This is a genomic window from Halobacterium noricense (assembly GCF_021233435.1).
GTDB classification, from domain to species: Archaea; Halobacteriota; Halobacteria; order Halobacteriales; family Halobacteriaceae; genus Halobacterium; species Halobacterium noricense.
The window spans coordinates 2,048,126-2,061,107 of sequence record NZ_CP089468.1 but is presented as its reverse complement, the minus strand read 5'-3'; the positions used below and the strand labels follow the sequence as shown (position 1 = coordinate 2,061,107).

The window sequence follows — 12,982 nt, the reverse complement described above, 5'->3', positions numbered from 1 at the left end:
CTGGCTCGTCGTTCGACGGCGGCGCCGCGTGCCGGGAGTCCAGTTCGGTCGCGCTGTTGCACGTGTTTTAGGCCGACCTAACCACGCATAAACACATCGGGAGCGCGTCACCGCGACGGCCCACGTGCCTCGCGGAGGCGGACCCGCGTCGGCGCGAATCCCAACGGATTTGCCGGCCTCGGGCGAACGGCCACGTAATGGACGACGAGCTCACCGAGCGCGTGCGCCGCGAAGCCGAGACGGCGGCGCTGTACAACGCGCTCAAACACGACAGCGACGCTCAGGTCGGCGCTATCATGGGGCCGCTGATGGGCGAGAATCCGGAGTTCCGGGAGCACGGCGACGAGATACCCGGCATCATCGCGCCCGTCATCGACGAGGTGAACGCGATGGACCGCGACGGGAAGCGGGAGCGCCTCGCCGAGCTCGCGCCCGAGCGCGTCGAGGAACTCGAAGCAGAGGACGAAGGCGAGGACGAGGTGCTGCCCGACCTCCCGAACGCCGTGAAGCCGAGCTCCACGAGCCCTCGCTCGCAGGCTCGCGAGGACGCCGCCGACTACGACGAGATTCGGATGCGGTGTGCGCCGAACCCGAACGGGCCGTGGCACATCGGCCACGCCCGCATGCCCGCGGTCATCGGGACGTACGCCGAGGAGTACGACGGCGAGTTCATCGTGCGCTTCGACGACACCGACCCCGAGACCAAGCGCCCGCTGCTGTGGGCGTACGACGAGATTCTCGAGGAAATCGAGTATCTGGGCTTCGAGCCCGCCGAAGTGTACCGCGCCAGCGACCGCCTGGAGACGTACTACGAGCACGCCCGCGACCTCATCGATTTGGGCGGCGCGTACACGTGTAGCTGTCCCGCCGGCGAATTCTCCGAACTGAAGAACAACGGGGAGGCGTGCCCGCACCGCGAGAAGGACGCCGACACCGTCCACGAGGAGTTCGAGGCGATGGTCGATGGTGAGTACGACTCCGGCGAGATGGTGCTCCGCGTGAAGACCGACATCGAGCACAAGAACCCCGCGCTCCGCGACTGGGTGGCGTTCCGCATCATCGACACCCCACACCCGCGCGATGAGGCCGAACAGTACCGCTGCTGGCCGATGCTCGACTTCCAGTCCGGCGTGGACGACCACCTCACCGGGGTCACGCACATCATCCGCGGCATCGACCTCCAGGACTCCGCGAAGCGCCAGCAGTTCGTCTACGACTACTTCGACTGGACGTACCCCGAGGTCATCCACTGGGGCCACGTGCAGGTCGACGCCTACGACGTGAAGATGTCAACGTCGACCATCCGCGAACTCATCGACGCGGGCGAACTCGACGGCTGGGACGACCCGCGCGCGCCAACGCTCCCGAGCGTCCAGCGCCGCGGCATCCGCGGGGAAGCCATCGTGGACGCGATGGTCGAGTTGGGGACGTCCACGAGCAACGTCGACCTCTCGATGTCCGCCATCTACTCGAACAACCGCGACCGCGTCGACGACGAGGCCCCCCGCCAGTTCCTCGTTCGCGACGACTTCGCGGCGCGCGCCGAGGACGCCGACGAGGAGTACGCCGCCATCCAGGTGCCCGTCGACGGCGGCCCGGACAGCGCGAACCCGCCCGTCCACCCCGAGCACGAGGACCGCGGTGAACGCGACATCCCCGTCGCGGACGGCGTGCTAATCGAGGGGGACGACCTGCCGGCGGTCGGCGAGCGCGTCTGGCTGAAGGGGTACGGCCCCGTGCGCTACGACGGCGAGCGCTTCGAGTTCCTCGACGCGGACATCGACATCGTCCGCGAGGAGCACGTCGACGTCGTCCACTGGGTGCCCGCCGACGACAACGTTCGCGTCCGCCTGCGGACGATGGACGGCGACGTCACGGGCTACGCCGAACCCGGGTTCGCAGACGTCGACCCGGACGACGTCGTGCAGTTCGTGCGCGTCGGGTTCGCGCGCTGTGACCGCCACGACGCCGACGAATCGGTCGCGTACTACGCGCACCCCTAGGCGAACTGGAGCCACGCGACGACCGCGAACACGGTCGTCGTGAGCACGACCTGTATTCCTGCGGACGCGAGCACGGCGAGCAACAGAAATCCGGGCTCGCCGGTCGTCCACCAGTAGACGAGCACACCGGCCAGCGAGAGCAGGCCACTCGGGAGCAGCGGGAGGACGCTCCCCACGACGCCGGCGGGTCGTTAGTCTTCGTCGGCGAAGCGCGCGAGTTCCGCGCGTGCGGCCGTCGTCCCGTAGGCGTCGACGAGCGGGCGGAGCGCGTCGCCGAGCGCGCGCATCGCCTGACTCGTGGAATGGAAGTCGAGACTGTCGGCGACGGCGTCCCACGGGCGCGCTTGCAGGAGTTTCGTGACGAGCAGGCGCTCTTCGCGGGCCACAAGGCGGTCGGCGTCGCCGGCGACGAGGTGGTGGCGGGCGAGCCGGCGGAACGGCGCGGGGTCGACGCTGTACATTCCGGGGCCGTGGGCGGCACCGGCGACGACGCGCCACGACGAGTCCGCGAGCGCCAGCGTCTGGTCGGCCTCGCAGGCGCGGAGCGCGGCGCGCGCGACGTCCGGGTCGAGGTCGCGCAGCGAGTCCGCGAGCACGTCCGGGATGCGGTCCGCGAACCAGCCGGCGTGCCGGTCGTGGAGGCGCTCGCCGGACTGGGAGAGCGGGTCGAGCATCACCGCGGAGTACTCGCCGCTGGTGTCGTTGCGGGTGGTCGAGAGGTGGACCGTCGAGTAGCCGTTCGCGCGCCAGAACGACAGCAGGTCGGGCGTCGCGCCGTAGCCGACCCCGAGCCAGTCGGCCTCGCGCTCGGACTCCGCGCGGAGTTCGCCGAGCAGCCGCGAGCCCAGCCCGCGGGAGCGCGCGGCGTGGTGTGTGGCGATGCGCATCACGCGGTAGCCCACGGGAATCGCGGCGTCCTCGTCGCGGAGCTGGCTGGTGAGCACGTCCGGAATCATGTTCCCCTTCACGCGCTCGCCCTCGTACATGGCCGCGCGGAGGTCCGAATCGAGGCCCCCCTCGCGTGCGAGCAGCGCGACGGATACGACGTGGCCGTCGTGGACGAGCGCGCGAACCGCGAGGTTCGGGGCGTCGAGCAGGCGCGCGAGATCGTTCGGTTCGGTGCGGTAGTGGGCGTACACGAGCAGGCCGAACACTTCCCGGAGCAGGTTCTCGTCCGCGAGGCGGTCGTCGGGAGTGAGCGCCTCGTAGGTGACGCTCTCCGTGGTCGCGTCCTCGACGAGCGGGTCGACGGCAGGCCGGGCGTCGAGGAGGAGCGCGCGGAACGCCCAGACTTCGACGGGGTCGCCGGCCGCGTACCGAATCGGCTCCGCGAGCGTCACGTCGGTGACCTCGTGGTCGGTGTCGGCGAGCCGGTCGCGGAAGCGCACGTCGAAGCCGCGGCCCGCCCCCTCGTAGCCGTGGACGGTCGTGGTGAACGCCAGGCGCTCGCAGTCCAGCAGCGATTCGAGCAGGCGCACCGGAATCGCGGCGGCTTCGTCGGCGAAGACGGCGTCCGGGTCCCCAGGCAAGTCAGCGGCTTCGGGCGGTTTCACGAACCGGATACGGCCGCCCGAATCAGTCTCGATTGTCTCGTCGGCAGCGACCAGCGCGTCGAAGTCGCGGAGCAGTTCGCGCGCCCTCGCGAACAGTTCGCTGGCGCTGCGGCGGCCCGGCGCGGTGACGAGGACGTCGAGGCCGTCGCGGGCGAGACAGGCGGCGGCGAGGCCGGCCGTGCTGGACTTCCCGCGGCCGCGGTCGGCTTCCGCGACGACGGCAGCCGGCGGGTCGCGAAGTTCCTCGAACGCCGCGAGCGCGTCCATCTGGTCGCCCGTGAGACACGCTTCGTACGCCTCGCGGGGGAACGCGCGGTCGGCCGGCGGCTCGGGCTTCGAGTCGGCGATTCGCGGTGCGGGCTTGGTCAGGCCATCACGTTCGAGTGTGTCGGCGTCGACGTCGTAGATAGCGATGCCGGGGTGCGTTCGGAGCGTCTCGACGAGCCGGTGACGGAAGCGACCGGCGACGTCCTCGACGTCGAACGGCGGCACCGCCAGCCCCTCGTCGAAGGCGTCGCGGCGCGCCGGCCACTCGTCCAGCGGCGGTGCGAGCACGAGCAGGAGGCCGCCGCCGTCGACGGCGCCGACGACGCGCCCGAGCGCGTTCGGCCGGCACTCCCCGTGTGCGCCGAAGACGACGGCGTCCCGGGTCGTGCCGAGGAGTTCGTCGGCGTTCCGCGGGCCGACCTGCTCGCAGGCGAGCGCGTCGCGCGTGGAGACGAGCGTCGTCCCCGTCAGCGGAATCGGGAGTGCGTCGAGGACGCGGTCGGCTGCCGACAGGCACGCCTCGCGGTCGCCCGTGAGGACGAGTACGCGGCGCTCGTTCACGGACTGGGCCTCGTCGTACAGCGTCCGCGCGGCCTCGACGACCATCGGTCGTGTTTCGGCGAGCCGCGGGAAGGGCGTTTCGTCCTGCGGGACCCGGCGACGGCCCTGCGCCGGCTTCGCACGGCGATACACTTTGAAAGCGCTTTTAACTGAGGGGCCCCCAGATGTAGGATACAGTCCACGGGGGTCGATGATGCTCCTAGCCGTCAGGGATTCCGCACCGGCAGGGGAGCGCAAGCCCGTCCGTGGAACTAGGTGAACAATACATGCCAGTGTACGTAGACTACGACGTTCCAGCAGACCTCCAGGAACGAGCCCTCGAAGCGCTCGAAGTGGCTCGTGACACGGGTACAGTCAAGAAGGGTACCAACGAGACGACCAAAGCCGTCGAACGCGGCAACGCGGACCTCGTGTTCGTCGCCGAGGACGTCTCCCCCGAAGAAATCGTCATGCACCTCCCCGAGCTCGCCGAAGAGAAGGGCATTCAGGTCGTGTTCGTCGAGACGCAGGACGAACTCGGCAACGCAGCCGGGCTCGAAGTCGGAAGCGCCGCCGCGGCCGTCGTGGACGCCGGCGACGCCGAAGACGACGTCGAGGACATCGCGACGAAAGTCGAGGACCTCCAGTAACCACCCATGAGTGCAGAGGAAACTGAAGAAGAGGGCTCCACGCCCGCCGAAGTCATCGAGGTCGTCGGGAAGACCGGGATGCACGGCGAGGCGATGCAGGTGAAGTGCCGCATTCAAGAGGGCTCCAACCAGGGACGCATCATCACGCGAAACGTCCTCGGTCCCGTCCGCGTGGGCGACGTCCTCCAGCTCAAGGAGACGGCCCGCGAGGCGGACTCCATCGGTGGTCGGTAATGGTCCAGACACGCACCTGTGACTACTGTGGCGACGACATCGAACCCGGTACGGGGACGATGTTCGTCCACAACGACGGCAGCACAACTCACTTCTGCTCCGCGAAGTGCGAGAAGAACGCGGACCTCGGTCGCGAACCGCGCGACGTCGAGTGGACCGAGGAAGAGGCAGAGGTCGAAGAATAGATGAGCCACCACGACGAGCGAACCTTCGTGATGGTCAAGCCCGACGGCGTCCAGCGCAGCCTCATCGGCGACGTCGTCTCGCGGCTCGAAGCCAAGGGCCTGAAGATGGTTGGCGGGAAATTCATGCAGATTAGCGAGGAGCTCGCCCACGAGCACTACGGCGAACACGAAGGGAAGCCGTTCTTCGAGGGTCTCGTGGAGTTCATCACCTCGGGCCCCGTGTTCGCGATGGTCTGGGAGGGCGCGGACGCCACCCGCCAGGTCCGTCGCATGATGGGTGCCACGGACCCGCAGGAAGCGGCCCCGGGCACCATCCGCGGTGACTACGGTAACGACCTCGGGCAGAACATCATCCACGGCAGCGACCACGAAGACCCCGGCGCGAACGAGCGCGAAATCGCGCTGTTCTTCGACGAGGACGAACTCGTCGACTACGAACTCGACGCGGCGACGTGGGTCTACGAAGACGCCGGCGACCACTAACTCCGGCCGTCTCTACTGCCGTCTTTTCCGCGACGCCTCACTCGTAGCCGCGGTGCTCGCTACGCTGTTTCCCCTTCGTCACGCCGAGTTGCTGGAGTACGACGCCGACGGCGACCGCGAGCACGCCGAGCACGAGGCTCTCGACGCGGACGTTCACGAGGAGCACGAGCGTACTGAGTGCGCCGATCGCCGGGAGCCACGGCACCAGCGGCACGCGGAAGCGCCGCTCGACGTCCGGCCGTTTGCGCCGCGAGTAGACGAGGGCGACGTTGACACCGACCAGCCCGGCGAGCAGCATGAAGTCCGCGAAGTGCGCGAGCGCCTCGACGCCGAGCGCACCGACCAGCGGTGCGCCGGCGGGCAGCGGCGACGACTGGGCGAACAGGACGCCGAACGCGAGGAAGAACACGGCACCGAACGCGCCCGTGAGCAGGACCGCGCGGTACGGCGTGCCGAAGCGGTGGTGACGGTCTGCGAGCCCGCCGGGGAGTTGGTCGCGGCGCGCCATCGCTTGCTCGACGCGCGAGCCCGCCATGACGGTGGCGTTCGTCGCGGAGACCATCGAGAACAGCGCGCCCGCGACGACGACGTAGAACCCGATGCGGCCGAGGAAGTACCACGCGGCCTGTCCCATCACGAGGTCGCCGTTGGCGGCGAGGAACGCGCGCACGTTTGCGGCGGCCGCCAGGTCCGTGTTCGCGACGAGGAACTCCACGAACGCGGCGTCGTTGACGGCGAGCACGACCGACAGCACGACGAGCACGTACAGCGTGACGACGATGCCGATGCTGAGGAAGATGGCGCGCGGGACGGTCCGCTCGGGGTCCCGGATTTCGCCGGCGTTGGTGGCGATTGCCTCGAACCCGAAGAACGTGATGAACACGAGCGCGGCCGTCGACAGCGTCTCCCCGAACGCGGTGGCGTGGTCGGCGAACGAGGCGACGACCACGTCGGTCTGCCACGCTCGCAGGCCGCCGTAGAGGAACACCACGATGAGCGCGACCTTGAGAACCGTGACGGCGATTTGGAAGACGCCGGTCTCCTTCGTGCCGAGGACGTTCAGCGCGACGATGCCGACGAACACCGCGAGCCCGAGCGTCCAGCCGGGCAGCCACGCGGGGACGCCGAAGATGCCGTAGAGGAATCGCTCGGTCCACCGGGAGAAGCTCACCATGTAGAACGCCGCGCTGGCGGGGTAGCCGAGACTCATCGCCCAGCCGACGAGGTACGGCCACTCGCCTTCGAGGGCGTGGGAGACGTACGTGTACGCGCCGCCGTTCTCGGGGTAGACGGTGGCGAACTCGGCGTACGCCAGCGCGGTGACGGAGCCGACCAGCGCCGCGAGCACGAACGCGACGACCGCGACCGCGCCGACGTTCGCGACGGCCAGCCCGGAGAGCACGAACACGCCGGCGGCGATCATCGTGCCGGCGCCGATGGCGGTCGCGGCGAGCAGTCCGAGTTCGCCGGTCTGGTCGGCGTGGTCCGCGCTCATTCGATGCTCTGCGAGACGAGTGGCGGTCGACGCGGCGACGCGGGCAGCGCGTCCGTCATCGAATCACTCCCGGAAGAGCGCGCGCAGTTCGTCGACGGTGCCGGTGTCGGCGGCGACGAGGTAGCGGTCCCCGGGCTGGAATTCGAGGGCGGGCTCGGCGAGCTGGCCGTGGGTGGAGGAGCCGACCACCTGACAGCCCTCCGGGAGCCCGACCTCGTCGAGCGTGTGGCCAGCGACGGTGGCGTCCTCGGCGACGCCGAGTTCGAGGAGGGCGAAGCCGCCGTCGGCCCCCGAGAACGTCCGCACGCCGCCGCCGACGAGCAGGTCGACGACCCGGTTCGCGGTCGGCTGCTGGGGGAGCACCGCGGCGTCGACGTACTCCGTGTACTCCGTCTGGGTCTCGTCGTCGATGCGTGCGAGGGTGAAGACGTCCGTGGCGAGGCGCTGGGCGACCAGACAGACTGCGAGGTTCGTCCCGGGGTCGCCGGTCACCGCGGCGACCGCGTGCGCCTCGTCGAGGTCAGCCTGTTCGAGCACCGACGGCTGCGTCGCGTCGCCGTTGACGACGGTCGCGACGTTCTCGTCGGTGACCGCTGCGGCGCGGGCTTCGTCCCCTTCGACGAGGATGACCGTATGACCGCGTTCGCGGAGGCTCGCAGCCGTCTGCACGCCGACGCGACCGCCACCGGCGACGACAACTCGGGGACTACTCGACATTCACTCGCGGGTTCGGCGCAAGCGGCCATCAAAGTTGTCGCCGAACGCGGAGAGAAACAGGTGGGAGCGCTCAGTCGTCGGCGGGCGCGGCCGGGACGTCGATGCTACCGTCGTCGAGGTCGGCTTCGACGTTGCGCGCGGCTTCCACGAGGTTCGCCATCTTCCCGTAGGCGACCTCTCGGGGGAGCAGTTTCACACCGCAGTCGGGGCTGACAGTGAGCCGCTCCGGCGGGACGACCTCCAGGCCCTTCCGGATGTTCGCCTCGATTTCTTCGACGGACTCGACCTCGGCGACGTGGGCGTCGATGACGCCGAGCGCGAGGTCTTTCGAGAAGTCAGGGTCCATGAACACGTCCAGTTGCTCGTAGTCGCCGTTCGCGAGTTCGAGGTCGAACTCGTCGACGGGGAACTCCAGAATCTCGGGGTAGATGCGCGAGTAGTCGCCGTAGCAGACGTGCAGCCCGATGCGGACGTCGTCGGGGATGCCGGCGGCGATGCGTTCGAGGCACTCGTCGACGATGGCGTGGTCGTCCGGGGTCGTCGCGAGCGCGGGCTCGTCGATTTGGATGTAGCGCGCGCCGGCGTCGACGAGCTTCTCGATTTCCTCGTTGACGAGGTCCGCGAGGTCGTAGGCGAGTTCGTCGTCGCCGTCGTAGGCCTCGTTGAAGCTCCAGGACGCGAGCGTGTACGGCCCCGTAATCGGAACCTTCACCGGGCTGTCGGCGACGCTGGCGGTGAACTCGTACTCGTCGACGAGCCACGTCTCGTCGTAGGCGACGTCGCTGACGACGCTGGGCTTGTCGAAGTAGTTGTGCCCCCAGACTTTGACCGGGCCGTTGAACTCGTAGCCCTCGATGCGGTCGGCGAAGAACTCCACCATCTCGTTGCGCCGCATCTCGCCGTCCACGACCACGTCGAGGCCGGCGCGCTCGTGTTCTTCGGTGATGAGCCGGGCGGCGTCGTCCTCGGCTTCGGCGAGTTCCTCGTCGCCGAAGTCGGCTACTCCGGCGGTTTCACCGCCTTCGTCTCGTTGCGACTCCGTCGCAACGCTTTCCTCGTAGAGGTCGTTCGCACGGTCGAGCCACTTCGGCTTCGGGTACGAGCCGACGACGGTCGTCAGCAGGAAGTGGTCGTTGTCGTGACCGTCGGGGCGGAACTGCTCGCGGTTCGAGCTCATGCTGTCACCTCGCGGGTGGCGTCGGCGAGCGCCTGCAGTTTCTGCTCGAAGCGGTTCACGGGCAGGTAGAACAGCCCCGTGTTCGCGGTGACGTACGCGTCGTCGAACTCGATGGCGTCCGGCACGGAGTCGCGGAACCAGTCCACACGGTCCCGAATCGTCTCCGGGGACTCCACCAGCGTGTTCTGGCCGTCGACGACACCTAGCGCGACCGAGTCCTTGGTGCCGTACTCGGTGACGTTGTAGAGGTTGTCCTCGTGGTTCGTGACGAAGTCGTAGCCGATGGCGTCGACGCCGGCGTCGAGGAGGTGGGCGTGGACTTTCTCTTCGAGGGCTCCCCAGTAGGTGTGTGCGACGACGTCGGCGTCCGCGGCGTCGGCGACGGTGTCGATGGCCTCGCTGGCGCGCTCGTCCTCGCCCTCCTCGGGCGGGTTCGTCACCAGCGACGGTTCGAGGACGAAGACGGTCTCGACCTCCGGGAACGCTTCGACTTCGCCCGCGAGGAAGTCCGCGACGGCAGCGAGGAACTGCTCGTCGTCGCCGTAGTACTCGTCGGTCGCGAGCTCCGACAGCGAGTACGGGCCGGGGACGACGGCCTGCAGGTCGTCGGTGAGTTCACTCGCGGTTTCGAGGTCTGCGGCGAGGTCGCCGGAGAACGTGAGTTCGCCCGCCACGATGGGGTCGCGGTAGAAGTTGTTGTTGTCGTAGTAGCGGACGATGCCGCCCGTCTCGACGTTCTCGTGGACAGTCAAGGGGTGGGCCAACATGTCGTCCCAACGGGCCTGGCCTTCGACCACGCGGTCGAGGCCGGCGTCGCGCTGGAGGTCGACGAGTTCCTCGCGGACCTCGTCGTAGGCGGCTTCGATTTCGGGGCCCTCGTCGCCACTGACGAGGTCGTGCTTCTGGTGCCCCTTCAGGTCCGACAACGTCTCTTTGGCGTCGTCGGGGAGGGGAAACAGGCCGGGTGTCGTCGCGATTCGATTCATGCCCGACGCTACGGAATGCCCCTGTTTAATATTTGCTGTCGAGAGATATGCCCTTCAGTTATTCCAGAGCTTGAGGACGGTCAGCGTCTCGAAGGAGTGCGACTCCTCGCGGACCGCCGCCGCCGAGAACCCGCGGTCGCCGGCGTACTCCACGACTTCCTCGACGCCCGTCAGCGTGCTCACGAGCAACAGAACGAAGCCGTCCGGAGCGAGCACGCGGCCCACGTCGTCGAGGAACGGCTCCACGACCTCGCGGCCCGTCTCTCCACCCGAGAGCGCGACCTCCATCCAGTCGTCTCGCGCGGCGTCCTCGTCCCGCGGCAGGTACGGCGGGTTGAACAACACCACGTCGAAGACGTCGTCGCGGAACGGCGAGACGAGGTCCGCTCGAACCACCGGCACGCCGCGGTCGTGGGCCTGCGCGCACGCGTACGGGTTCAGGTCCGATCCGACCACGCTCGCGCCGACCTCGTCGGCGACCGTTGCTGCCACGTACCCAGACCCAGTACCGACTTCGAGAACGCGCGCCCGCGAGTCGACCTCCGCCACCGCGGCCTCCGCGAGCAGCAGCGAGTCCTCCGCGGGCTGGTAGACTGTCGTCTCCGTGCCGCGACGGCTAGCGAGGTCGTCACTCATCCGTCTCGTCACCCTCCTCGGCGTCGTCCGCGTCGTCGGCATCTTTATCTGCGTCTTCGGCGTCGCCGTCCGCGGTGTCCTTCCGAACTGCCGACCCGTGCTGGTCGGCTTCCTCGGGCTCGGTCGTCTCCACGGTCGGCTGCTCGCGCACCCGGAACCCGCCGGTCTCGGCGCGCCCGGAGACCTCCCGCTGCGGGAACGGAATCTTCACGCCCGCCTCGTCGAACGCCGACTTCACCGCGGAGATGACCGCGGTCTGCGCGCGCCACATCCGCCGCGCGCTCGGCTTGTCTATCCAAAATCGGAGGTCGAGGACGACTGCCGAATCCCCGAACTCCTTCAACACGACCTGTGGCCGCGGCACCGTGAGGATGTCGTCGACGTCGTTCATCGCCTCCTTCGCGAGGTCCATCGCCTCGTCGACGTCCGCGGTGTAGTCGATGCCGACTTCCACGTGGATGCGCAGCCGGCCCTTCCGCGACCGGTTCACGACCTCGTCTGACCCCACAAGGTCGTTGGGTAACATCACGTACTCGCCGTCGAACGTCTGCAGCCGCGTGTTCACGATGGTGATGTCCGTGACGATGCCGTCCTTGTCGCCGATTTTCACCCAGTCCCCAATTTCGAACGGCCGCGAGAACATCAACACGAGCCCCGCGATGACCGCGCCCAGCGTCTGCCGGGCGGCCATCCCGAGCACGATGCCGGCGAACCCCGCCCCGATGAGCAGGCCACCGAGCTTGATGCCCCAGAGGTTGAGGACGACGACCAGCGCGACGACGTACACCGAAATCTGGATGATGCGGTAGGTGATTTCGGCCTGGTGGTCGCTGACGCCCTCCGTGCGCTTGACGAACCGGCTGACTGCGCGGTGGATGACCCCCGTGCCGGCGTACACGCCGACGAGGAACATCACGGTGAGAAACGTGCGGACGAGCATCGTCGCCTGCACTTGGAAGCTCGCGACGGCTGCCCACGCAATCGTCTCCGCGTCCCACGCGACGACCACGAGGACGGTCGCCGCGACGACCACGGCGAGCGCGCCGACAGCAGCGACGACCGTCGACAGCCGCGACTCCCGACGCGTGGACTCGCGCCGCGAGAACAGGATGGCGGCGACGAGCGCGGCCATCGAGACTGCGGTCACGACCACCCGCTGAGCGGTCGAGAGGTCGTTTACCGCGACGTCCACGAACTCCGGCGCGCTCACGGTGTGCCACCCTCCTGGATGCCGAGCGCGACGTTCGCCAGCGCCGCGAACGTCCCCGGCGCGAGGTCGCCGGGCCGCTTCGAGAGCACGGCCTCCTCGACGGCGTCAACGACCGCGTCCGGGTCGTCCAGCCCCGAGATGTGGCCGGTGTTCCGGATGGCGTTGCGCACGGTTTTGCGGCGCTGCGTGAACAGCGCCTTCACGAAGCCGAAGAAGAACTGCTCGTCGGCGACCTCGTAGTCGGGCTCGCGGGGCGTCAACCGTACCACCGCGCTCTCGACGCGCGGCTGTGGCTCGAACGCTTCTGGGGGGACGGTCTCGACGAGTTCGACGTGCGCGTAATGCTGGGTGGCGACCGACAGCCGGCCGTAGTCGCTCGTGCCGGGTTCGGCGGCCATCCGCTCGGCGAACTCCAGTTGGTACATCAGGACGGCGGGCTCGTGCTCGGGCAGCAGCCGGAACGTGACTTCGCTGGAGACGCCGTAGGGGAGATTCGAGATGCAGCAAGTGTACTCGGGGAACTCCACGTCGAGGGCGTCGCCCTGCACGACGGTGAGGCGGTCGGCCGCGATTTCCTCGCTAAACTCCTCGCGGAGGAACTGGGCGTACCCGCGGTCGCGTTCGACCGTCGTGACGTGGTCGGCGTGCTCTAGCAGCCTATCGGTGAGTGCGCCCGTCCCCGCACCGATTTCGAGCACGTGCGACCGGTCGAACGACTCCGCGTACGTCGGAATCCGGTCGAGGACGCGGTCGTCGACGAGGAAGTGCTGGTCGCGCTCGGGGTCGGGCCGGCCGGCGCGCCGAATCAGCGCGTCCGGGTCCCGCGAATCACTCATTACCCGGAGT

The 12,982-nt window shown here is 68.7% G+C and carries 14 protein-coding genes; 5 read left to right on the top strand and 9 right to left on the bottom strand.

Annotated features, from left to right (window positions below; translation table 11 throughout):
• Nucleotides 1–197: 197 nt before the first annotated feature.
• Nucleotides 198–2,003, top strand: coding sequence for a glutamate--tRNA ligase (locus LT974_RS10915; protein WP_232587691.1), 1,806 nt, complete (start codon nucleotides 198–200; stop codon nucleotides 2,001–2,003).
• On the opposite strand, the gene LT974_RS17960 is transcribed toward LT974_RS10915, so the two are convergent.
• Together LT974_RS17960 and tmcA are read right to left on the bottom strand one after the other, a co-directional pair.
• Nucleotides 2,000–2,179: a hypothetical protein gene (locus LT974_RS17960; protein WP_408611683.1), complete on the bottom strand. Its 180-nt coding sequence runs from the start codon at nucleotides 2,177–2,179 to the stop codon at nucleotides 2,000–2,002. The genes LT974_RS10915 and LT974_RS17960 overlap by 4 nt on opposite strands.
• Before the next feature lie 15 nt (nucleotides 2,180–2,194).
• Nucleotides 2,195–4,429, bottom strand: coding sequence for a tRNA(Met) cytidine acetyltransferase TmcA (tmcA, locus tag LT974_RS10905; protein WP_232587690.1), 2,235 nt, complete (start codon nucleotides 4,427–4,429; stop codon nucleotides 2,195–2,197).
• Nucleotides 4,430–4,650: 221 nt separating this feature from the next.
• On the opposite strand from tmcA, the gene rpl7ae reads away from it, so the two are divergent.
• The 4 genes from rpl7ae to ndk are packed head-to-tail and all read left to right on the top strand — an operon-like array spanning nucleotide 4,651 to nucleotide 5,915.
• Nucleotides 4,651–5,013 (top strand): 50S ribosomal protein L7Ae, encoded by a 363-nt coding sequence (rpl7ae, locus tag LT974_RS10900; RefSeq protein ID WP_230889033.1) that lies wholly within the window; start codon nucleotides 4,651–4,653, stop codon nucleotides 5,011–5,013.
• Between the two features lie 6 nt (nucleotides 5,014–5,019).
• Nucleotides 5,020–5,247 carry a 30S ribosomal protein S28e gene (locus tag LT974_RS10895; RefSeq protein WP_230889034.1) on the top strand — a complete coding sequence of 76 codons (228 nt, stop codon included), beginning with the start codon at nucleotides 5,020–5,022 and terminating at the stop codon, nucleotides 5,245–5,247.
• Nucleotides 5,247–5,432 carry a 50S ribosomal protein L24e gene (locus LT974_RS10890; protein WP_059057195.1) on the top strand — a complete coding sequence of 62 codons (186 nt, stop codon included), beginning with the start codon at nucleotides 5,247–5,249 and terminating at the stop codon, nucleotides 5,430–5,432. The genes LT974_RS10895 and LT974_RS10890 overlap by 1 nt, the downstream gene beginning before the upstream one ends.
• Nucleotides 5,433–5,915 carry a nucleoside-diphosphate kinase gene (gene ndk / locus LT974_RS10885; RefSeq protein ID WP_232587689.1) on the top strand — a complete coding sequence of 161 codons (483 nt, stop codon included), beginning with the start codon at nucleotides 5,433–5,435 and terminating at the stop codon, nucleotides 5,913–5,915.
• A gap of 37 nt (nucleotides 5,916–5,952) precedes the next feature.
• Here the strand turns inward: ndk and LT974_RS10880 are convergent, their stop codons facing one another.
• From LT974_RS10880 to LT974_RS10850, 7 genes are all read right to left on the bottom strand, one after another.
• A complete protein-coding gene (locus tag LT974_RS10880; RefSeq protein WP_232587688.1) occupies nucleotides 5,953–7,410 on the bottom strand; it encodes an APC family permease in 1,458 nt (485 codons plus the stop codon).
• 63 nt (nucleotides 7,411–7,473) lie between these two features.
• Nucleotides 7,474–8,127 carry a potassium channel family protein gene (locus tag LT974_RS10875; protein WP_232587687.1) on the bottom strand — a complete coding sequence of 218 codons (654 nt, stop codon included), beginning with the start codon at nucleotides 8,125–8,127 and terminating at the stop codon, nucleotides 7,474–7,476.
• Between the two features lie 70 nt (nucleotides 8,128–8,197).
• Nucleotides 8,198–9,304 (bottom strand): methionine synthase, encoded by a 1,107-nt coding sequence (locus LT974_RS10870; RefSeq protein WP_232587686.1) that lies wholly within the window; start codon nucleotides 9,302–9,304, stop codon nucleotides 8,198–8,200.
• The gene (locus LT974_RS10865; RefSeq protein WP_232587685.1) at nucleotides 9,301–10,290 is read right to left on the bottom strand and encodes a 5-methyltetrahydropteroyltriglutamate--homocysteine methyltransferase; all 990 of its coding nucleotides are present in this window, start codon (nucleotides 10,288–10,290) and stop codon (nucleotides 9,301–9,303) included. The genes LT974_RS10870 and LT974_RS10865 overlap by 4 nt, the downstream gene beginning before the upstream one ends.
• 54 nt (nucleotides 10,291–10,344) lie before the next feature.
• The gene (locus LT974_RS10860) at nucleotides 10,345–10,926 is read right to left on the bottom strand and encodes a HemK2/MTQ2 family protein methyltransferase (RefSeq protein ID WP_232587684.1); all 582 of its coding nucleotides are present in this window, start codon (nucleotides 10,924–10,926) and stop codon (nucleotides 10,345–10,347) included.
• Nucleotides 10,919–12,136, bottom strand: a complete 1,218-nt coding sequence (locus LT974_RS10855; RefSeq protein ID WP_232587683.1) for a mechanosensitive ion channel family protein — start codon at nucleotides 12,134–12,136, stop codon at nucleotides 10,919–10,921. Before LT974_RS10855 ends, LT974_RS10860 begins: the two co-directional genes overlap by 8 nt.
• Nucleotides 12,133–12,972, bottom strand: coding sequence for a 16S ribosomal RNA methyltransferase A (locus LT974_RS10850; RefSeq protein WP_232587682.1), 840 nt, complete (start codon nucleotides 12,970–12,972; stop codon nucleotides 12,133–12,135). Before LT974_RS10850 ends, LT974_RS10855 begins: the two co-directional genes overlap by 4 nt.
• Nucleotides 12,973–12,982: the final 10 nt, after the last annotated feature.